Source organism: Archangium sp. Cb G35, assembly GCF_001896145.1.
GTDB classification, from domain to species: domain Bacteria; phylum Myxococcota; class Myxococcia; order Myxococcales; family Myxococcaceae; genus Archangium; species Archangium violaceum.
This window is the reverse complement of sequence record NZ_MPOI01000009.1, coordinates 98,093-119,044: the sequence shown is the minus strand read 5'-3', so window position 1 is coordinate 119,044 and position 20,952 is coordinate 98,093. Positions and strand designations below refer to the sequence as shown.

15 protein-coding genes are annotated in these 20,952 nt (G+C 70.6%); 9 read left to right on the top strand and 6 right to left on the bottom strand.

Going from position 1 to position 20,952, the window contains the following annotated elements:
• The first annotated feature begins 245 nt into the window (after window positions 1–245).
• Entirely contained in the window at window positions 246–947 is a 702-nt protein-coding gene (locus BO221_RS26780; RefSeq protein ID WP_158079915.1) for a DUF3575 domain-containing protein, read from the top strand.
• Window positions 948–963: 16 nt separating this feature from the next.
• Here the strand turns inward: BO221_RS26780 and BO221_RS26775 are convergent, their stop codons facing one another.
• A complete protein-coding gene (locus BO221_RS26775) occupies window positions 964–1,704 on the bottom strand; it encodes a GNAT family N-acetyltransferase (RefSeq protein WP_073563368.1) in 741 nt (246 codons plus the stop codon).
• Window positions 1,705–1,788: 84 nt separating this feature from the next.
• Between BO221_RS26775 and BO221_RS26770 the strand changes: the two genes are divergently transcribed.
• The 3 genes from BO221_RS26770 to BO221_RS26760 all read left to right on the top strand — a co-directional run bounded on the left by BO221_RS26770 (window position 1,789) and on the right by BO221_RS26760 (window position 5,820).
• A complete protein-coding gene (locus tag BO221_RS26770) occupies window positions 1,789–2,865 on the top strand; it encodes a trans-acting enoyl reductase family protein (protein WP_073563367.1) in 1,077 nt (358 codons plus the stop codon).
• Between the two features lie 249 nt (window positions 2,866–3,114).
• Window positions 3,115–4,704: a methyl-accepting chemotaxis protein gene (locus BO221_RS26765; protein ID WP_073563366.1), complete on the top strand. Its 1,590-nt coding sequence runs from the start codon at window positions 3,115–3,117 to the stop codon at window positions 4,702–4,704.
• A 108-nt stretch (window positions 4,705–4,812) separates the two neighbouring features.
• Window positions 4,813–5,820 (top strand): Rpn family recombination-promoting nuclease/putative transposase, encoded by a 1,008-nt coding sequence (locus BO221_RS26760; protein ID WP_073563365.1) that lies wholly within the window; start codon window positions 4,813–4,815, stop codon window positions 5,818–5,820.
• 22 nt (window positions 5,821–5,842) lie between these two features.
• On the opposite strand, the gene BO221_RS26755 is transcribed toward BO221_RS26760, so the two are convergent.
• The 5 genes from BO221_RS26755 to BO221_RS26735 all read right to left on the bottom strand — a co-directional run bounded on the left by BO221_RS26755 (window position 5,843) and on the right by BO221_RS26735 (window position 10,912).
• Window positions 5,843–6,733 (bottom strand): sulfite exporter TauE/SafE family protein, encoded by an 891-nt coding sequence (locus BO221_RS26755; RefSeq protein ID WP_073563364.1) that lies wholly within the window; start codon window positions 6,731–6,733, stop codon window positions 5,843–5,845.
• Window positions 6,730–7,350 carry a rhodanese-like domain-containing protein gene (locus BO221_RS26750; protein WP_073563363.1) on the bottom strand — a complete coding sequence of 207 codons (621 nt, stop codon included), beginning with the start codon at window positions 7,348–7,350 and terminating at the stop codon, window positions 6,730–6,732. Before BO221_RS26750 ends, BO221_RS26755 begins: the two co-directional genes overlap by 4 nt.
• Window positions 7,351–7,374: 24 nt before the next feature.
• On the bottom strand, window positions 7,375–8,079 hold the full coding sequence (locus BO221_RS26745) for an MBL fold metallo-hydrolase (protein ID WP_073563362.1): 705 nt from the start codon (window positions 8,077–8,079) through the stop codon (window positions 7,375–7,377).
• Window positions 8,080–8,202: 123 nt separating this feature from the next.
• Complete coding sequence (locus BO221_RS26740; protein WP_233166276.1) at window positions 8,203–9,525, bottom strand: sigma-54-dependent Fis family transcriptional regulator; 1,323 nt, start codon at window positions 9,523–9,525, stop codon at window positions 8,203–8,205.
• Between the two features lie 109 nt (window positions 9,526–9,634).
• Window positions 9,635–10,912 carry an FAD/NAD(P)-binding oxidoreductase gene (locus BO221_RS26735; RefSeq protein WP_083681400.1) on the bottom strand — a complete coding sequence of 426 codons (1,278 nt, stop codon included), beginning with the start codon at window positions 10,910–10,912 and terminating at the stop codon, window positions 9,635–9,637.
• A 328-nt stretch (window positions 10,913–11,240) separates the two neighbouring features.
• Between BO221_RS26735 and BO221_RS26730 the strand changes: the two genes are divergently transcribed.
• The 5 genes from BO221_RS26730 to BO221_RS26710 all read left to right on the top strand — a co-directional run bounded on the left by BO221_RS26730 (window position 11,241) and on the right by BO221_RS26710 (window position 20,946).
• Window positions 11,241–15,356, top strand: a complete 4,116-nt coding sequence (locus BO221_RS26730) for a protein kinase (RefSeq protein WP_073563361.1) — start codon at window positions 11,241–11,243, stop codon at window positions 15,354–15,356.
• Between the two features lie 34 nt (window positions 15,357–15,390).
• Window positions 15,391–17,742: a HAMP domain-containing sensor histidine kinase gene (locus tag BO221_RS26725; protein ID WP_073563360.1), complete on the top strand. Its 2,352-nt coding sequence runs from the start codon at window positions 15,391–15,393 to the stop codon at window positions 17,740–17,742.
• A 167-nt stretch (window positions 17,743–17,909) separates the two neighbouring features.
• Window positions 17,910–18,878, top strand: coding sequence for a glutathione S-transferase family protein (locus BO221_RS26720; protein ID WP_233166275.1), 969 nt, complete (start codon window positions 17,910–17,912; stop codon window positions 18,876–18,878).
• Between the two features lie 155 nt (window positions 18,879–19,033).
• The gene (locus tag BO221_RS26715) at window positions 19,034–20,038 is read left to right on the top strand and encodes an alpha/beta hydrolase (RefSeq protein WP_073563358.1); all 1,005 of its coding nucleotides are present in this window, start codon (window positions 19,034–19,036) and stop codon (window positions 20,036–20,038) included.
• A 257-nt stretch (window positions 20,039–20,295) separates the two neighbouring features.
• The gene (locus BO221_RS26710; RefSeq protein WP_073563357.1) at window positions 20,296–20,946 is read left to right on the top strand and encodes a hypothetical protein; all 651 of its coding nucleotides are present in this window, start codon (window positions 20,296–20,298) and stop codon (window positions 20,944–20,946) included.
• Window positions 20,947–20,952: the final 6 nt, after the last annotated feature.

Sequence of the window (20,952 nt, the reverse complement as noted above, 5' to 3'; positions counted from 1 at the left end):
TCGGGTTCTGCCCGCCTCCCGGGCGCGCTCTTCACCAACTTGTCCAACTGTTGGACAAGTCTGGCGAGACCGCGCCCGGAGGGGTCCCTTCCGACAGAATGTCGCGTGAGCTGCCGGAGGGCTCTGGCCAATCTGGCAGTCCCGGGGGCCACGTCACGGGCGTTTCACTCTGGGGCCGGGCGTGGCACGTGCGCTGCAAACGTCCGCATCGTGCCGTGAGCCGGACGGCGAATGGAGGAAGTGCGATGCGGACGATGATGCAGAGGGCGATGCGGTGGGCGGCTTGTGCAGCCGGAGTGGGACTGGGACTGGTGCCGATGACGGGCAGCGCCCAGGAGCAGGAGGTGCCCGGGGAGGCTCAAGAGGCGCGGCGCACGCTGGTGATGGCGCTGCCGGGGACGCCGGTCTCGAGTATCTGGGGCCTGGTGGGCCAGCTGGGCGCCGGGGTGGAGCACGCCGTGAGCCCGCATGTGGCGTTGGTGGGCTCGGTGCAGGTGTCGGGGTCGCTCCAGGGCACCGACTCCCTCTACACCGGGGGCTCGGGCTCCTCCGGCCAGACGTGGGGCGTGGGGGTGGATCCGGGCGTGCACTTCTATCTGACCGGCCGTGCCCCCGAGGGATTCTGGGTGGGGCCCCATCTGGAGCTGGGCACGTACCATTGGACCACCCGGACCGAGTACCTCACGGGGCTCGGCTCGTCGGGAGAGGTGGCGCTGGTGACCGTGGATTCGAGATCCCGCACGGTGCAGTACGGGGGGAGCGTTCGTGTGGGCTACACCGCCATCCTGGCTCCGGGATTGACCTTCCAGGTGGGCGCGGGACTGTCAGCGCTCTCCAGCCTCAACACCATCTTTGGTGAGCCGAGCACGGTGAGCTCCAGCATGAACAACATCCGCAACTGGTCCCTCTCCCCGCGCATGACGCTCGGTGTGGGCTGGGCCTTCTGATGGCTCCGGGCGGACGTTACTCCGCGTCCGGCTCCGGGGCTTCCGGCACGGGCGCGATGGCCACCTTCCTCCGGGCACCACCGGAGGCCGTCCGCTTCGCCCGGGGCTTCTTGCCCAGGAGCGCGGGTCCGCTCACCTCCTCGGGCATGAGGCCCGTGGTGGGCGTACCCTCGGGACGCGCGGGCCGCGGCTTGATGCGGCGCGGGGGCAGCAGATCCGGCTCCCCGGGCACCTTCTGCGCGAGGAAGATGGCCGCATCCAGCTTGTAGAAGTTGCGCGCCCGGTACCACGAGAGCGCGGACTCGTTGTTCTCCGCCACCTCCAGCACCAGGTGCGTGCAGCCCCGCGTCCGCGCCAGGTGCTGCAACTGCTCCATGATGAAGCTGCCCACGCCCCGTCCCTGGTAGTCCGGGTGCACCGCCAGCTCCTCGACGAAGAGCGGCCGCATGCCCCGCTTCTCGAACCAGCGCGGGTTCACCCAGTTGTCGTCCCCCGTGGCCTCGAAGGCGCACTCGGAGTAGCCGACGATCTCCCCGTCCACCTCGTAGACGAGCTGTTCTATCCACTCCGAGGAGTACACCTCGAGGAAGCGCCGTTTGGAGCGGGGCCGCTGGTACTCCACCGTCTCGCGGTTGACATCCCGGAAGACGAGCTTGAGGAATTCCCAGGCCCGGTTCAAATCCCTCCGGTGGATGCGCCGCACGCGCACCTCGAGCGTGTCCTTCTTCTTGCGCGAGGCGGGTTTCGTCTCACTCATATACCCCCCACTCCTAGCCGACTCGGCGGCGCGATGCGCGGGGAACCGTACGCGACTACCCACTGCCCGGCATATGGTGCGCGCGTGACCCCTCCGACGAACCCCACTCCCCGTTGGCTGTTGTACGGCGCCACCGGCTATACCGGTGCCCTCATCGCCGAGGAGGCCGTGCGTCGCGGCCACAAACCCGTATTGGCCGGCCGCTCGCGCGAGAAGCTTGTCCCCCTGGCCTCGCGGCTCGGGCTGGAGGCGGTGGCCGTGGGCCTCGACGACATGCGCGGCCTGGTATCCGCCCTGGAGGGCCTGCCCCTGGTGGTGCATGCCGCCGGCCCCTTCGTGCACACCAGCGAGCCCATGGTGCAGGCCTGCCTCGCCGCGGGTGCCCACTACCTGGACATCACCGGCGAGATTCCCGTCTTCGAGAACACCTTCCGCCACGATGCCGAGGCGAAGCGCCGGGGGGTCGTCCTGATGTCCGGCGTGGGCTTCGACGTGGTGCCCACCGACTGTCTCGCCCGCTACGTGGCGGACAAGGTGCCCGGCGCGCACGAGCTGGAGCTGGCCATCGCCGCCGCCGCCCAGCCGAGCGCCGGCACAGCGAAGTCCATGTTGGAGGGCCTGCCCTCCGGAGGCTTCGTACGCCGGGGCGGCCAGCTCCAGCCGTGGCCCATGGGGCAGGGCGTGCGCCGGGTGCGCTTCTCCGACAAGGAGCGCACCGTCGTCCCCATCCCCTGGGGAGACCTGGTGACAGCCTGGCATTCCACCGCCATTCCCAACATCACCACCTATATGGCCCAGCCGGCGGCCGTGGCCCACGCCCTGCGCTTCACCTTCCCCGTGCTCCGGCGGGTGGTGGCGGTGGAGGCCGTGCGCGAGCAACTGGCGAAGCTGGTGGAGGCGCGCGTCCAGGGGCCGGATGAAACATTGCGTCAGCGGGGCCGCTCCCAGGTGTGGGCCGGAGCGCGCGCGCCGGACGGGCGGCGGGCGGAGGCGGTGCTGGAGACGCCCGAGGCCTACGCCTTCACTGCCCGTGCCACGGTGCGCGCGGTGGAGGAGGTGCTGGCCGGAGCGCGGCGGGGCGCCTTCACCCCGGCCCAGGCCTTCGGCGCGGACTTCGTCCTCTCCATCGAGGGCGTGCGCCGCATGGACCTGCCCACGTAGGTGCACTTTTATGCCGGCCGGTTACCCACCAGGCGGGGAGGCTCGAAGGGGAGACGCGGGGTCATCCCCACCCCGGGTGGTGGCTGACATCCCTGGAGGGGGGCGGCGCGCGCCAGGGGAGCGCATCCGATATCCTGCGGCCCGTGCGCGGCGAAGCCCGCCGCCCGTGGGGAAGCGCGGAGCCACGAGGGCCCGCCGAGGAAGGAGAACCATGTCCAGGCGTTGCTCGTCCCGGGCCGAGGAGGGCCGATGACGTTCAAGCGGAAGGTCTTCCTCCTGCCGGTGGTGGCCACCCTCTTCCTGCTGGGCATCCTCGGGGGCTCGGTGGTGGTGGGCCAGGACTCGGCGCGGTTGAGCCGGCACATCGCGGACGGGTACTCGCCCGCGCTCGCCACGGCGCGGAGCCTGGAATCGCGGGCGGCCTCGCTCGAGGCGGGCCTGCGCGAGGCGTACCAGGGGCGGGACACGGCCCGGTGGGAGGCGCTGAGCGCGCAGGCGAAGGAGTTCGAGGCGGAGCTGGAGCGGAGCGCGGGCAACCCGGTGATGGAGGCCTCCCGGCTGAAGTCGTTGGACGAGGCCTTCGATGGCTTCTGGGCACAGGGACAGCGCGCGCTGGAGCTGGCGGCACGGGGAGCGGCGGAGTCGGAGGCTGCCTTCGCGCAGGCGATGGAGCGCTCGGTGACGCTGAGGCAGCTGCTGCGTGGCACGGGCGAGTGGGCCACTGCCGGGCTGGAGCGCTCCTTCGACGAGATGAGCGTGCTGCAGCGCGGGCGGCAGGCGTGGGTCATCAGTCTGACGGTGCTGTGCATCCTGGCGCTGTGGGGGCTGTCGCTCTGGCTGGTGCGGGGCGTGGTGGGTCCGCTCCAGCGGCTGACTCGGGTGACCACGCGCATCGCCACCGAGGGAGACCTCACCCAGCGCATCGACGTGGACTCCGAGGACGAGCTGGGCGAGCTGGCGCGGGGCATCGAGGCGCTGGTGACGCGGCTGCGCACGGTGCCGGTGACGCTGGAGGGCGTGCTGGGCGAGCTGACGGAGGCGGCCGAGCGGCTCACCGAGGCGAGCCAGCGGCAGCTCACGTTCCTCAGCCACCAGTCGCGCAGCCTGTCGGAAGCGGGCTCGACGATGAGTGAGATCGCCCAGACGTCGAACCTGGCGGCGAGCCGGGCGGAGATGGTGCTGCGGGTGGCGGCCCAGGCGGATGCGTTCAGCGCGTCGGGGCGCCAGTCCATCGAGAGCAGCGCCCAGGGGTTGCAGCAGTTGCGCGAGCGGGTGGATGCGCTGATGCGCAGCGTGGCGCACCTGTCGGAGCAGGCGGCGCGGGCCGGGGAGATCATCGGCAGCGTGAGGGACCTGGCGGACCAGTCGAACGTGCTGGCGCTGAATGCGTCCATCGAGGCGGCGCGAGCGGGGGATGAGGGGCGGGGCTTCGCGGTGGTGGCGCGGGAGATGCGGGCGCTGAGCGGTCAGTCGGTGCAGAGCACGCAGCGCATCGGGAAGATATTGCTGGAGATCAACCAGGCCATCCGCCGGGCGGTGTCCATCGCGGAGCAGGACAGCCAGCAGATGGAGGCGGGAATCGTCCAGGTGATGACGTCCGCGGACCGGCTGAAGGAAATCACCACGGTGGTGCACGAGAGCAGCCAGGCGGCGAAGCAGATCGTCGCCTCGGTGACGCAGCAGAACGCGGGCATCGCGCAGATGACCAACGTGATGACGACGCTGTCGCAGATGATGGGCGACGTGGTGGAGTCCACGATGAACGCCGAGGAGTCGGTGATGCGGATGAACGCGACGCTCGCGCGGCTGAAGCAGGTGGCCACGAGCTTCCGCGTGTAGCCCCCAGCGTCAGACGTCGGCCCCCGCGAGAGAGGCCGGCGTCGAGAGGGGTTCCGTGTCTTTGCTCCCTTGGACCCCTGGCCCGCCGCGTGCTTGGGCGCGGTTCGCATGTCTGGACCGCATGATCTCTTCGCTCGCTACACCTTCGGCCATCCCGAGCGGGCCGCTGCTGAACTGCGCGCTGTATTGCCCGCGCATGTCGTCTCCGAAGTGGACTGGTCGTCTCTCCGGCGAGAGCCCGTCAGCGTGGTGGACCCCGAGTTACGCGAGACCGAGAGCGACCTGCTCTTCACGGCTCGCCTGCACATGGGCCAGCCGCTGCTGCTCTACGTGTTGCTGGAACACCAATCGTCGGTGGATTCGTGGATGGCACTGCGCATGCTGCGCTACGTGGTGCGGCAGGTGGAGCGCTGGAGACAGGAGCACCCGGAGAGCACGCGGCTGCCCGTCATCATTCCGCTCGTCATGTACCACGGGCCGGACGGAGCCTGGACGGCGCCGCGCCGCGTGGAGGACCTCTTCGACCTGCCGGGTGGCGAAGAGGGACGGGAGCGTTGGCGCGTACTGGTGCCGCGATTCGAGTACCTGCTCGATGACCTGACGGCCGAGCGGGAAGTGGGGTTGCGAGCGCGCTCGGGTCCACCCCTGGCCCGGCTGGCCTGGCTGGTGCTGCGCTACGGACGTACCGGGGAACTGGCGCGGAAGCTCCCGGACTGGGTGGCGCTCTTCGCGCAGGTGTACGAGGACACCGGGGGAGCCGAACATCTGGTGGTGATCATCCGTTACCTGCTGTGGGTGGAGAAGGATGCGGCTGTCCACACGGCGGCGAGGCGGGTGTTACATTCGGTGCTGGATGAGCAGCGCGCGGAGGAGTTGATGGGCAGCTGGGCCGAGGAGATGATCGAGCGGGGAGTCCAGAAGGGGCTGGCCAAGGGGTTGCAACAGGGGCTGAGTGGAGCAATCCTGCGGATTCTTGCCGCACGCGGTGTGCACGTCGACGAGACAGCCCGTCAGCGCATCCTCGACTGCACGGACGTGGTGACCCTCGACCGCTGGTTCGATCGAGCCCTGAACGCGACCGCCCTCTCCGACGTGTTGGACGACCGCGCACAGTAGGCCTGCCCTCGAACCTTCCCGCTCACGGGTCCGCCGTGTTTCCGCGGTTGCTCCGGAACAACAGCGCATAGGGCAGTGACACCGCGCTCACCACCCCCACGAGCCCGAGCCAGGGCCACGGCGTGGCGAGCATCGGCGCGATTCCCTCGCGTACCGAGGGAGGTATCTGTCCGGCGAGCATGACGCAGGCGATGCCGAGCACGAACACGGCGAAGCCCTTGCGCAGCGCTCGCGGGGAGACATGGTCCGCGAGGCGCCCACCCAGGAAGCTGCCACCCACGGCCGTGCCCACCACGGCCGCCGTCAGTCCCCACGGAAGCTGGACATGGCCCAGGTGCCCGAGCAGCCCGGCGAAGCACTGGAGCGAGATGACGGCGAGCGAGGTTCCCACCGCGGCCTGTGTGGGCAACCCCACCAGCACGAGCGCGGGGACGATGAGGAAGCCCCCTCCGGCGCCCACGAGTCCCGACAGCAGGCCCACGGCGGCGCCCTGGGCGAGCACTCGCGGCACGGGCAGCAGCACCGGCGCCTGCTCTGAGTCACCCGGTTCGTTGGGCGCCTCCTTGCGCCGCAGCATGGCCACGGCGGCGGCCACCATGATGGCGGAGAAGAGCAGCATCAGCCGCCCCGGAGGAGCCCACTGCGCCAGCCTCCCGCCGAGGAACGCGCCGGACATGCCTCCGGCTCCGAAGATGAGGGCCGTGCGCCAGTGCACCCGTCCGGCCCGCGCGTGCACCACCACGGCCGAGGCGCTGGTGAGGCCCACCACCAGCAGGGACATGGCGATGGCCGTCTTCGGCTCGACGCCGAGGACGTAGACCAGCAGGGGCACGGTGAGGATGGAGCCGCCGCCGCCCAGCAGCCCCAGTGTGACCCCGATGAGCAGCGAGGCGGCGATCCCGAGCATCATCATGCGGCGCTGCTCTCCGGACGCGATACGGCGAGAAGATCCCTGCACTCGCGCAGCATCCCCTCCCAGGCGCCCGGGTCCTTCACCGCCGCCTGTCCGGCCGCCCGCAGCAACTCGAGCATGCAGAGGAGCTGGGCATGCGTGGGCGCTCCGCCCTGCGCCTGGAGCAGTCCACGTGGAAGGGACGCGGGCACGCCACCGCCCAGCTCCCGCATCCGCGCGAGCAGCGTGTCGAGCACGTCCGCTACCTGGAGCTCGGGCGGGTGCTCCGCGCGCACCACCGGCAGCCCCGCCTCGTTCCACGCGAGCATCCCCCCGCGCAGGTTCATCACCCGCTGGAAACCCTGGCGCATGAGCTGTGCCGCGGCCCGGCCCGAGCGCGCCCCGGAACGGCACACCATCACCAGCTCCACGTCACGGGGCCATCTCCCGGCCGCCTGCTCCACCGTGCTCAGCGGCACGAGCTTCGCCCCCAGGATGTGCCCGAGCAGTCCGTCGAACTCCGGGGGCTCGCGCACGTCCACCAGCCGCACCTCGTTCTGCTCCCCGGCCACCGCGCTCACGTCCACGTCCCGGTAGCCCTCCGCGTGCGGCGTACCCTTCTCGTACAGTGCGCTCATCGTGTGTTCTCCGTACTCGGGCGCTCAGCTCAGCGCCTGGGCCGTGGGCGCGGGCTTCCCGCACGCACGGTTCGCGGGCACCGCGATGTCCAGCTTCTTGGGCGGCGCCAGCTTGCGGTTGTTCATGAACTCGATGAACCACTCGCGGCTCCTGCCCGCCAGCCGCGGGTTGTGGCGCTTCTCCTCGCCGATGGTGCTCATCGTCTGGCCCGCGTAATCGTGGCCCGGGTACACCTCGGTCTCGTCCGGCAGCGTGAAGAGCTTTCGCGTGATGGCGTCGTAGAGCTGCCCGGCATCGCCATTCTGGAAGTCCGTGCGTCCACAGGAGCGGATGAGCAGTGCGTCACCCGTGAAGAGCTTGTTGCCCACCCGGAAGCTCACGCTGTCATCCGTGTGTCCCGGCGTAGCGAGCACCTGGATGCTCAGCCCGCCCAGTGCCAGCTCCTCGCCATCCTTCACCGGCCGGTCCACGCACGGCGCTCCCGCCGCGCTCGCCGCCACCCGCGCTCCCGTCAGCTCCCTCAGCCGCCCCGCTCCCGTGACGTGGTCCGCGTGGATGTGCGTCTCCAGCACCAGCACCAGCTTCAGGCCCAGCTCCTTCACCAGTTGGAGCTCCCTCTCCACCTGCTCGAGCACCGGGTCCACGAGCGCCGCCTCGCCCGTCGTCTCATCGGCGATGAGGTAGGTGTACGTCCACGTTTCCTGGTCGAAGAGCTGGCGGAAGAGCATGTCCGCCCCTCATTGCGAGGGCCGTGCCAGGCACTCCCTCTCCCTCGGGAAGAGGGCGGGGTGAGGGAGAGGGGACTCCACGGTGAAACCCTTCGTGAAACGGGTGAAACGGTTTGAAACGGCTCAGGCGATGCCCATGTCCCGGAGACGGCGCCAGAGTGTCACCCGGCTGATGCCCAGCATCCGGGCGGCCTCCGTACGGTTTCCTCCCGCTCTCGCCAGCGCCGTCCGCAGTGCCTCCGGATCATGGGTGTCCTCCGCCGGCACGGTCACGGCTGGGGCGGTGGCGGCCGGCGGCGGCCGCGGCTCGGAGAACTCGGGGGGCAGGTCGGCCTCGTGCAGCACCGGGCCCTCCCCGATGACGTAGGCGTACTCCATCACGTTGCGCAGCTCGCGCACGTTGCCCGGCCATCCATGTGACTCCAACAGGTGCCGCGCTCCCGGCGAGAAACGCTCCACGCTCCGTGGGCCGTTCTGCTCCAGCTCGTCGAGGAATCGCCTCGCCAGCGGAAGGACGTCCTCGCGCCGCTCGCGCAAGGACGGCAGGAAGAGCGGCACCACCCGCAGCCGGTACATCAGGTCCGCTCGGAAGCGGCCCGCCTCCACCTCGCGCCGCAGCGGCCGGTGGGTGGCGGCCACGATGCGCACGTTCACCGGCACCGGCGAGCGTCCTCCCACCGGAATCACCGAGCGCGTCTCCAGCACCCGCAGCAGCTTCCCCTGGAGCTCCAGCGGCATCTCTCCCACCTCGTCCAGGAAGAGCGTGCCTCCGTCCGCGAGGCGGAAGTGGCCCGGGCTGTCCCGCACCGCGCCGGTGAAGGCGCCTCGCACGTGGCCGAACAGCTCGCTCTCCAGGAGGCTCGGCGGCAGCGCGGCGCAGTTGATGGCGCGGAAGGGCCCCTTGCGCCGCGCCGAGATGGCATGCAGCGCGTTGGCCACCAGCTCCTTCCCCGTGCCCGACTCGCCCCGTACCAGCACGCTCGACTCGGTGCGCGCCACCTTCTCCACGATGCGGAACAGGCGCTTCATCCCCGGGTTCCGCGTCCACATGCCGTGGAACGTCTCCTCGGCGTCTCCCCGGTTCCCCTCGGTCTCCGCCTCCGCGCCGAGCAGCACCACCCACCCGAGCCGCTTCGATCCCTGCTCCACGGGCACGGCCCTCACCCGCATCACCCGCACGGCTCCCGGCGTCCGCGACCGGGCCTCCACCTGGCGCCCATGGGAGAGCAGCGCCTCGAGTCCTCTCGCTCCCTCGGACACGGAGAGCGCTTCCGCCAGCGGTGTGCCCGGGCGGACGGTGGCGGGGCCCAGGCGCTCCTCCGCCTCGGGCGTGGCCGCCGTCACCCGCTGCTGAGGGTCGACGAGCAGCACGGCCCCCGCCAGTGCCTCCAGGGCGGGCAGCAACAACGGGGAGCCGGTGGTTGGCATGGAGCGCGAGTGGGGCATGGGCTCGAACGGGTGAAACGCCGTGTTTCACCTCGTTTCATAGCCCCTCCCGGGCCCGCTCTTCACGAACTTGTCCAACTGTTGGACAAGTTTTGGAAGACCGCGCCCGTCAGGCCCGCCCGCGCAGCATCAGCTTCCAGTAGAGCTGCGGCAGGCCGTACTTCTTGAGCAGCCACATGTCATGCCGCTCCTTGAGGGTGTCGATGAGCGGGATGCTCGGCGTGGGCTTGCCGTCGTAGTCGAACTCGGCGAGCAGCAGCTTGCCGTAGCCCGTGGTGAGCGGGCAGGACGCGTAGCCGTCGTAGCTCGCGGTGGGTGCCCGGCCGGCCATGACCGCGAGCAGGTTCTCCACCAGCACCGGCGCCTGCTTGCGGATGGCCGCCCCGGTCCTCGACGTCGGCAGGTCCGACGCGTCTCCCAGCGCGAACACCTCCGGGTGGTCCGGGTGCTGCAACGTGTGCTTGTTCGCCTTCACCCACCCCTTCGTTCCACCCTCCTGCCAGGCCAGCGGGCTGCGCTTGATGAAGTCCGGCGCGCTCTGCGGCGGGCACGCGTGGAGGATGTCATAGGGGATGACCACCTCCTCGGTGCCTCCCTCTGGCAGGGTCCGCGTGAAGACGGCTTCGTTCCGGTCGCCCCGCACCTCGGTGAGGTTGTGCTGGTAGCGCGCGTCGATGCCGTAGCGCTTCACCACCTGCTCCAGCACCGCGGCGAACTCCTTCACCGCGAAGATGGCCTTGCCCCCCGAGGCGAAGATGACGTGCGCCTTGTCCTGGAGGCCCCGCTTCCGGAAGTGGTCCGCCGCCAGGTACATGATCTTCTGCGGCGCGCCCGCGCACTTCACCGGCGTGGCCGGGTGGGTGAAGAGGGCGGTGCCTCCCTGGAAGGCGCGCAGCATCTCCCACGTCTTGGGCGCATAGCGCACGTCGTAGTTGCTGGAGACGTTGGGCCGCTCCGCCAGCGCCTGCCGCAGGCCCTTCACCTTGTCCCAGTCGAGCTGGATGCCGGGTGCCACCACGAGGAAGTCGTAGCCGATGTGCTTGCCGCTCCGCGTGCTCACCGTCTTCGCGACCGGGTCCACCTCCTCCGCCCAGTCTTGAATCCACTTCACGCCCCGGGGGATGAGGCGGGCCTCGTCGCGGATGGTGTCCTCCACGCGCGCCTCGCCCGCGCCCACCAGCGTCCAGAGCGGCTGGTAATAGTGGTGCGCACTCGGCTCGAGGATGGCCACGTCCTTCTGCCCCGCGTGCGCCAGCCGCGCCGCCACGCTGATGCCCGCCGTGCCCCCTCCGATGATGAGGACCCGGTACCGCTCGGCTCCCGGAACCCGGGCCACCGGCATCTCCATCGGTTGCTTGCTGACGTGCCCACTCACGACATCGCTCATCCCGGCCTCCCGTGCCCCGGAGGGCAGTTCATGTCTCGTGCAACACCTGTCTCCGTCTCATTGGAGCCAGGTTCCGTTCCACGGGGGTTGTGCAGATGGCGTGCCACCCGTTCGCTGCCGGGCACTCGGGAGGTCACGGGGCGAACGGACGGGCTCGTGACTGTTTCACGGTGTTTCATCCGGAAGCCGCGTATTTCAGCCGGGGCCTCGCGTGCCTCCCCAGGGGACGGCCCACACGGCACGGGGTCCTCTGGTGCCCTCACGTCCCAGGCTCATCCCTCTCTGTTCTCCAGGAGAGGGGTGCGAGGACGAGGCCCGGGGAGGTGCGATGAGCAGGGATGCTCCTCAGGAGGACGTGCGGGCGTGGCCGCCCACCGAGGCGGGTGGCTTCTCCGGGGCCTCGGATGCGGAGGACTCCTTCCTGAAGGAGGTACTTCAGGTCGAGCCGTCGTCACGGCTGCCGGACCCCGGGGAGTGGCTCGGGGGCGCGGACGGCCGGCGCTTCCAACTCCTCGCGCCGATGGGACGGGGGGGAATGGGGCAGGTATTCCGCGCGTGGGACGAGACGTTGCGGCGCGAGGTGGCACTCAAGTTCCTGCTGCCCCGTCCAGGCATGGAGAAGCTGGCACTCGCGGAGGCACGGGCGGTGGCCCGGCTCGACCACGAGAACATCGTCCGCATCTTCGATGTGGCGGAGTGGCGCCGGACGCCCGGCCAGGCCCGGGTGCCCTTCCTGGTGATGGAGTGCCTGGAGGGCGAGCCGCTCACCGGGCCGCTGACGCGCGAGCGCCTGGAGCTCCGGCGCGTCCTGGAGCTGCTCGAGGCCATCGTCGCGGGCCTGGCGCATGCGCACGAGCGGGGCATCGTCCACCGCGACCTCAAGCCCGGCAATGTCTTCCTCACGCGGGAAGGGACGGTGAAGCTGCTGGACTTCGGCCTGTCGCACCTGGCCGTGGAGCCGGTCCGCTCCAGGCTTCAGCCGGCGGGAGGCACCCCCGCGTACATGGCACCGGAGCAGTGGCGCGGGGAGCCGCAGGACGCGCGCACCGACCTCTGGGCCGTCGGCGTGGTGCTGTACGAGTTGCTCACCGGCGAGCTGCCCTTCCAGGGCGCCACCCTGGCGGAGCTGCGCGAGCAGGTGACGTCCGCGCGGCCCGTGCCGTCCGTCCGCATGCGTCACCCGGAGATACCCCGGCAGGTGGAGGCGCTGCTGTCCACGCTGCTGGCGAAGGAGCCGGCCCGTCGCTTCTCCTCGGCGCTGGAGTTGCGCGAGGAGCTGCACGAGCTGCGTGGGCGTCTCTTCGGCACCGGGCGCGAGGTGCCGGACGCTGCCGCCGAGCCCCAGTGGCGGCAGGTGACGCTGGTGTCCTGCCAGCTCTCGGGGCTCGCCGAGGGTGGAGCACCGCTCGATGCCGAGGAGCTGGGCGAGCTGGAACTGGCCTTCCACGAAGCCTGTGTGGAGGTCATCGAGCGGCATGGTGGCTCCGTGGCCCTGTCCATGGGTGGCGAGGTGCTCGCATGCTTCGGTTGGGCCCGGGGCCGTGAGGACGATTCCGAGCGCGCGGTGCGTGCCGGGCTCCAGCTCGTCCAGGCGTTGCCCGAGGCGCTTCAGCGCCGGCTGCCGCACCTGCCTCTCTCCCGCCTGTCCGTGCGCGGGGGCGTCCACACGGAGTGGATGGCGGTGGGCGCGCGGCTCCAGGGCGAGGCCCCGAAGGTGGCCGCCTGGCTCGCGGCGCGGGCCGGGCCCGGGAGTCTGGCCGTCAGCGAGAGGACCTGGACGCTCGTGCGCCACTCCTTCCTCGGCGAGCCGCTCGGGTCCCAGCCCTTCACGGGACTCTCGGGCCGTGTGCCTCTGGTGGCCCACCGGGTGTCGCGCGAGCGGGAGGTGGGCTCGCGTTTCGCGCGGGCCCGCATGGCCGGGCGCCTCTCGCCCCTGGTGGGGCGGGAGCGCGAGCTGAGGGAGCTCCTGTCGCTCTGGGCGCGGGCTCAGCGGAGACAGGGTGCCTTCGTCCTGGTGAGTGGCGAGGCGGGCATCGGCAAGTCCCGGCTCATCGAGGCCCTGTGTGAGCGGGCCGCTCCGCCGCTCCAGCTCATCCGCATGCAGTGCTGGTCCCGGTTCAGCACCCAGGCCCTGCATCCCGTCATCGAGCTGCTCCAGACGTTGGTGGCGGCCGGCCCGGAGCAGCCGCCGTCCGAGCATCTGCGTCAGTTGGAGGCGTGGGGCCACTCCCAGGAGGACACGCACCTGCTGGCGTCGTTGCTGGCCCTGCCCCTCCCCGAGGACTCTCCGGTGCTTCAGCTCACGCCCGAGCGGCGCAGGGAGAAGACCCTCGAGGCCCTGGTCCACCTCCTCCTTCATCGCTCCTGTGATGATGCGCCGGTGCTCCTGGTCCTCGAGGACCTGCACTGGGCCGACTCCAACCTGCTCGCGTTCCTGGGCCTGCTCCTGGAGCGGAGCGAGAGGGCGAGGCTCCTCGTCGTGCTCAGCGCTCGCCCGGAGTTCCAGCCGGACTGGCCCCGGCGTGACAGGCTCCATCGGCTCGTGTTGGAGCGGTTGCCCGCCGGGCTCGCGGCGGCCCTGGTGCGGGAGGTGGCCCGGGGCCATGGGCTGACGGAGGAGGCCGTCCAGACGCTGGTGGAGAAGACGGATGGCATCCCGCTCTTCATCGAGGAGATGACGCGCATGGTGCTGGAGGGCGGGGCCGCCGCGTCCATCCCGTTCTCCCTGAACGAGTTGCTGCTCGCGAGGCTGGACCTGATGCCCTCGCGGCAGAGGTCGCTGGCGCAGGTGGGCGCGGTGGTGGGGCGTGAATTCTCGTACGCCCTGCTCTCGGCGGTCGCGGAGCGGGACGAGGCGCGCTCGAGGCGCGAGCTCGCCGGGTTGATGGAAGCGGGACTCCTGCGGCAACGGGAGGGCGCGGAGGGGCCCATGTATGAGTTCCGGCACGCGCTCCTCCAGGAAGCGGCGTACCAGTCCCTGTCCCGGAGCGCGCGGCGGCGTCTCCATGGCCGCATCGCCCGGGTGCTGGCCGAGCGCTTCCCCGCGCTGGTGGAGGCAAGACCCGAAGCACTCGCGTATCACCTCACGGAGGCGGGGGAGCACGCGGCGGCCATCGAGCCTTGGCGACGGGCCGCAATGCTCGCCCTGGCGCGCCAGGCCTTCCCGGAAGCGCTGGGCCATGTCACCCGGGCGCTGGAGTTGTGGCAGGGACTCCCGGAGGCGGAGCAGCACCCCCACGAGGAACTGCGGCTCCGCCTGTTGCAGGGGACGGCGATGGTGGGAGTCCAGGGTCTTTCCTCGCCCGGGGCCCCGGAGGTGTATGCCCGCGTCCGTGAGCTCATCCTCCAGGTGGGCGAGGCGTTACCTCGGTGGGAGTGGTTCTTCTGGGGACCCTTTTCCTTCCACTACGCGCGGGCTGAATTCCAACAGGTCCAGGAGCTGGCGGAGTGGCTCATGGGCCTGGGACAGCGCCACGCGAATCGGGGCCTGGAGCTCATGGGCCGCCGGATGGTGGCGAGCGTCCTCTTCTCCTCGGGGCGGCCGCGAGCGGCCTTGGCTCAGCTGACGCGAGTGCTGGCCAGCGCGGATTTCCCCCTCGAGGAGCAGCGCAGGCTGGCCATCTTCCAGGGAGTGGCGCTCCGAGTGGCGGTGTGGGCCTATGGCTCCGTGGAACATGCGCTCCTGGGCCAGATGGAGGAGTCCAGGCGGTGGGCCCGGGAGGCATTGGCGCTGGCCAGGCGCGTCGGTCATCCCCACACCATCGCCTTCACGCGGGTCTACGTGTCCCTGGCCCATGTCCTCCGTGGCGAGGCGCCGGAGGCCCTGGCGATGGCGGAGCAGGCCCTGGCCCTCTCCAGTGAGCGCAGCTTCCTCGTGTGGCTCGTGTGGGCCGCCGTCGTCCAGGGGTGGGCTGTGGCCAGGCTGGGACGGCCCCAGGAGGGCCTCGCGATGCTGCGGAAGGCGCTCGAGCGTTGGCGGACGCTGGGCATTCGTGCTGGCATTCCCTTCAACCTGAGCATGCTCGCGAGCATCCTGCTGAAGCAGGGGCGGTTCCGGGAGGCCCGGGTGGCGGTGGAGCAGGGGCTGCTCCACGGCGCGGAGTACGGGGAGCACATCGCCGATGCCAGGTTGCACCAGTTCCGGGGCGAGTGCCTGCGGCGTCTGGGAAGGGAAGCGGACGCGCGGCGATGCTTCCTCCGTGCCCTCGCGATTGCCCGCGAGCAGGGAGCGGGGCTCTTCGAGCTGCAGGCGATGGTGAGCCTGTGCCGTCAGCAGCGGGACCTGGGGCGGACGAGGGCCGCGTGGCGCCTGCTGTCACGGGCCATCACCCGCTTCGAAGCGGGCGGTGACTCCGCCTACCTCCAGGAAGCGAGGGCCCTGCTGGATGCGCTCCAGCCGGGCGGACCCCTGGTGGCGCCGGGGCGGCTTCCGGCCGCACCTTGAAGCCCATAGGGCTTTTCCAACCTCGGTCCAATGAATGCGCACGGCACGGGAAATCCGGGAGGAGATTGAAGCGCGCTTCGGGTTCTTCCCCCCGTTCTTCGCGCCCGCGGAAGACGACGCCCAGGTGCTGGAGAATCTGTGGAGGCAGTCGCTGCTCGCCTACGTGGACAATCCCCTCCCCGCGCTCTTCCGCGAGAAGCTCTTCGCCTGGTTGTCCCGCTACTGCGCGGTGCCCTATTGCATCGTGTGCCACTCCTGCGCCCTGCGGCCCATGGGCATGCGCGCCTCCGAGGTGCTGGCGCTCCTGGAGTCCCTTCCGCCTCCCCACGGGGCCATCGACGAGACGCTCTCTCGCCTGGAGTCCAACCATGCGGGGCTCGAGCGCTGGCCAGCCCCCGGCTCCGCCCTGGAGGAGGACCTGTTCCGCTGTTCGGTCTTCCTGTTCGTCGACCAGGCGAGGGCGGAGCGGTGCCGGGAGCGGGTGCGCCGGTTGCTCGGCCCCGTGCGCTACGGCCACCTCATCGTGTTCCTCGCCTATGTGAAGACGTGCCTGCTGTGGGTGGAGGCCCATCCGGAGTTGTCCTACGAGGCGGACCAGCGTGCCCGGGAGAACCTGGGGCCACTGCTCCAGGAGGAGCCCCGGCTGGGGGAGTTCTTCGCGGGGTACACCGAGCGGGTGCGCCAGGAGCGGGAGGCGCGCGAGCGGGAGGAGCGTGAGGCGGCGCGGGCGGGCGAGCGCGCCGAGGCCCTCTCCCAGACGTTGAGCCAGCGGACGGAGGCGCTGCGCGAGAGCGAGGCCCACCTGCGGCTCGCGCTGGAGTCGGCCGCGCTCGGCACGTGGGACTTCAATCCCCTCACGGGCGAGCTGCGCTGGGATGCGCGTTGCGAGGCCCTCTTCGGACTGCCGATGGGGACGCCCGTGGACTACCCCACCTTCCTGTCCAGTGTCGTCCCGGAGGAACGGGAGCGGGTGGAGGCGTCGGTGGCGCGGGCGCTCGCCCCTGGCGGTGACGGCGAATACCGCGAGGAGTTCCGCATCCGGAGGTTCCAGGACGGCCTGGAGCGGTGGGTCACCTCGCGCGGCCAGTGCTTCTTCGACGAGCAGGGCCACGCCGTGCGCTTCATGGGCACGGTGACGGATGTCACCGAGCGCCGGCGCGCGGAGGACGACCTGCGCTTCCTCGCCCAGGCCAGCGTGGTGCTGTCCTCCTCGCTCGATTACGAGGACACCCTGCGGAGGGTGGCCACGCTGGTCGTGCCGGTGCTCGCCGACTGGTGCGGGGTGGACGTGGTGGATGAGCAGGGGAGGGTGCACCGGCTCATCAACGTCCACAGGGATCCGGAGAAGGTGCGGCTGAGCGAGGAGCTGCACCGGCGCTACCCCATCCAACCGGACGCCTCCTCCGGCGTTCCCCGGGTGTTGCGTACCGGCGAGCCGGAGCTCATCCCGGAAGTCACCGACGAGGGACTCGTCCGCTACGCGCGGGACGCGGAGCACCTGCGGCTGATGCGGGAGTTGGGACTGCGCTCCTATCTCACGGTGGCGCTGCGCTCGCGCGGGCGGGTGCTGGGAGCCCTCACGCTGGTGCGCGCCGAGACGGGACGGCGGTATGGGCAGGAGGAGCTCCGGCTGGCCGAGGATCTGGCGCGCCGGGTGGCCGTCTCGGTGGACAACGCGCTGCTCTACCGCGAGGCGCAGAAGGCCATCGGGTTGCGCGATGGGTTCCTCCAGGTGGCCGCGCACGAGCTGCGCACGCCCGTCACCGCGTTGAAGCTCAACGTCCAGTCGCTGGTATCCGGTGCGCGCCGGGAGGAGGCCTGGAGCGAGCGGACCGTGTCCCGGCTGACGGGCCTGGAGCGCGGGGTGGGCCGCCTGGGCGTGCTGGTGGACGAGTTGCTGGATGTATCGCGCATCACCTCGGGACGGCTGGTGCTGCGGCCGGAGGAGCTGGACCTGGCGGAGTTGGTACGGGAGGTGGCCGGACGTTTCCGCCCCGAGGCCGAGCGCGCGGGCTGCATCCTGCACGTGCGGGTGCCCGGGCCGGTGGTGTCGCGGTGGGACCGGCTGCGCCTGGAGCAGGTGTTGAGCAACCTGCTCTCCAATGCCCTCAAGTATGGCGCGGGCCAGCCGGTGGAGGTGGCGTTGAGCACCTCGGGCGAGCGGGTCCTCCTGCGGGTGCGCGACGAGGGCATCGGCATCGAGCCCGCCGTCCAGGCGCGCATCTTCGAGCGCTTCGAGCGCGCGGTGAGCGACCGGCACTACGGAGGGCTGGGGCTGGGGCTGTGGATTTCGCGGGAGATCGTCACCGCCATGCGGGGCACCCTCCACGTGGAGAGCGCGCCGGGGCAGGGGGCCACCTTCTCGGTAGCGCTGCCCCGGGGGTGAGGCGCTCCAGGTCACTCGGGCCCCTGTCCCTCCGCCTGCCCGTCGTGCGCGCGGGCTCGCTCCAGTCCCGTTGCACGCCCGGGTGATTGCCCGCCTGACGCGGCGTACCAAACGTTGGCATGTAACGGAGGTGAAACGTGGGAATGTTGGTGGACGGAGAGTGGCGTATGGACTGGTACGCCCCGGACGAGGCCGGACGCTTCGTGCGTCCGCGAACGCGCTTCCATGACCAGGTCTCCGCGAGCGGGGAAGGACGCTTCCCGGCGGAGGCGGGCCGCTACCATCTCTATGTGTCCTATGCCTGCCCATGGGCGAGCCGCGCGCTCATCATCCGCAAGCTCAAGGGGCTGGAGGCGGCGGTGGGCATGACGGTGGTGGATCCGCGCATGGGGCGCAACGGCTGGGGCTTCGGGGGCTACCCGCGCTCGGGCCCGGACAAGCTCAATGGCTCGCGCTACCTGAGCGAGCTCTACCTGAGAGCGGATCCGCACTACTCGGGGCGGGTGACGGTGCCGGTGCTGTGGGACACGAGCGAGCGCACCATCGTCAACAACGAGTCGCGCGAGCTGCTGCGCATGCTGGACACCGAGTTCGACGCCTTCGCCGAGCACCCGGTGACGCTGTGTCCCGAGGAGCTGCGCGAGCAGGTGGACGAGACGATCGACGCGCTCTACGAGCCGGTGAACAACGGCGTGTACAAGGCGGGCTTCGCCAACAGCCAGGGCGCGTACGAGCTGGCGGTGCGCGAGCTCTTCACCGCGTTGCACCACTGGGAGCGGGTGCTGGAGCATCAGCGCTACCTGTGTGGGGACGTGCTCACCGAGGCGGACATCTGCCTCTACACCACGCTGGTGCGTTTCGACTTCGTCTACTACTCCCACTTCAAGTGCAACCTGGCGCGGGTGCAGGACTTCCCCAACCTGTGGAACTACCTGTTGGACCTGTACCAGACGCCCGGGTTCGCGGAGACGACGAACATCGAGCACATCAAGGTGCACTATTACTGGAGCCAGGACGCCATCAACCCCTCGCGCATCGTGCCGATGGGGCCGCAGGTGGACCTGTTGACGGCGCACAACCGGGACCGGTTCGGCCCGCGCAGGCTGGCACCCGCGCCGGGAATCACGAGGCACTGAGCAAGCCCTTCGAGCGAGCCCATTCGCCCCTGACCCCACTCCGCCCCTTTCCCCTCGCCCTCCGGGAGAGGGACGGGGTGAGGGTGCCGGAGTTCCCGGGTTGAATCCCCATCCCCCCGCCGTGCCACACTGCGGGCCTCACAGGGGGACGGCACATGGGACGCCTCAGCATCCTCTCCACGCTGATGGGCACGAGCTTCGCCACGGCAGCGCGGCGCCTGAAGCATGGCCCGCTGCGTCCCGGGTGGAGCTTCAAGTACGAGGCCACGGTGGCCTTCATGAGGGCCACCAACGAGCGCATCGTCCACCTCGACGCGCCCTCGCAGCGCGCGGAGATGGAGAGGATGTCGCTGCCCTCCTCGGCGCTGAAGCGGGTGCGGCGCGAGCCGGTGGACGCGGGCGGAGTGCCCGCGGAGTGGTTCACCCCTCCCGGTGCCACCGGGGACGAGGTGGTGGTGTACCTGCACGGCGGCTCGTACGTCTTCGGCTCCACGCGCACGCACGGAGACCTCATCGCGCGAATCGCGCTGGGCACGGGCGCGCGGGTGCTGGGGCTCAACTACCGGCTGGCGCCCGAGCACCCCTTCCCCGCGCCGGTGGAGGACACGCTGTCCGCGTACCGCTGGCTGCTGTCCACGGGGGTGAAGCCGGAGCGGGTGGCGTTCTGCGGGGACTCGGCGGGAGGCGGGCTGTCCATCGCCGCGTTGGTGGCGCTGCGCGACGCGGGTGAGCCACTGCCAGCGGGAGCCGTGCTCATCGCGCCCTGGGTGGATCTGGAGTGCAGCGGCGAGAGCGTGGTGGCCCACGAGCGCTTCGACTGGGGTGACAAGCGCATGCTGCTGCACTGGGCGAAGTGGTACGTGGGTGACGCGGACGTGAGGAATCCGCTCGTCTCGCCCTGGTACGCGGACCTGCGCGGGCTGCCGCCGCTGTTCGTCCACGTGGGCAGCGCCGAGCTGCAGCACGACGATGGGGTACGCATCACCGGGAAGGCCCGCGCCGCGGGAGTGAAGGCGCACCTGGAGGTGTGGCCGGAGATGGTCCACAACTTCCAGACGTTCGGTGAAGCCTTCCCCGAGTCCGTGCGTGCCACCGCGAAGCTGTGCGAGCACCTGCGGAGTGTGCTCGGAGGCGCCGGGGCTCGCGCCAACGTGGGCTGAAAACGTGGGCTGAAGTGGCTCTCTTCTTCTCGTGACATGGGAATCGTGAGGCCATGGGCGCTGGCACTGTTGCGCCTCCGACGCTGAACGCCCGCTGGCGTCGGGGAATGGCCATGGGGGGATTGCCGGGATTGCGGAGGTTGCCGATATAGGTCTGCACCCGAAAGGGAGGGCCGGGTGGGTCGCACCCCGGGAAATCACGAGGGCTGGGGGCCTCTCGCCGGTTTCGGAAACGCGCCCCGTCTGGGAGTCACATCATGGCCCGGCACCCAAGCAGACGCTCTCCCCGTGCGGGTACGCGAATCTCCGGTCTGTTCATCCAGCTGCTCACCACCGAGTGGACGAAGGGCACGCGGGGCGGCGCGGGCGCGCGGGTGCGTGACGCCACGCCCCTGGCGAGTGCGCTGCCGGAGGCGGTGAGCGGGGCCGGGGGCAACGCCAGCTTCCAACTGCACCACGTCTACTTCTCCGAGCAGCGGCGCTTCCTGCCGAGGGACTGGACGGAGGTGCGCAGGGGCAGGCCCTTCATCGAGGTGGAGGCCTTCCGCGTGGAGCGCATGGACGAGGGAGATGTCCGGGTGCTGCTCGACTACGGGAAGATGGGGATGCCGGGACGGCTCGAGTGGAGCGGCGTGTCCCGGGGCGAGCCCCACGAGGAGCTGTTCCGCGTGGCTCCCGGCGAGTGGGCGCGCGGCGTGTACAACGAGCGGCTCCAGTACTGGGAGACGGGGCACTGGGGCTACTGCAAGCACGTGCTCAACGTGGGCCTGCTGTTCGACGCGGAGCTGGATGTCTTCGTGCGCACCGCGCCGGAGACCGAGGTCCGCCGCGAGTTCCAGTTGCACCAGCGCGGGTCCGTGGCTCCGGGAGCGCATACCTCCCGGATGCCCGCCGTCGCGCGGCACTGAGCCATG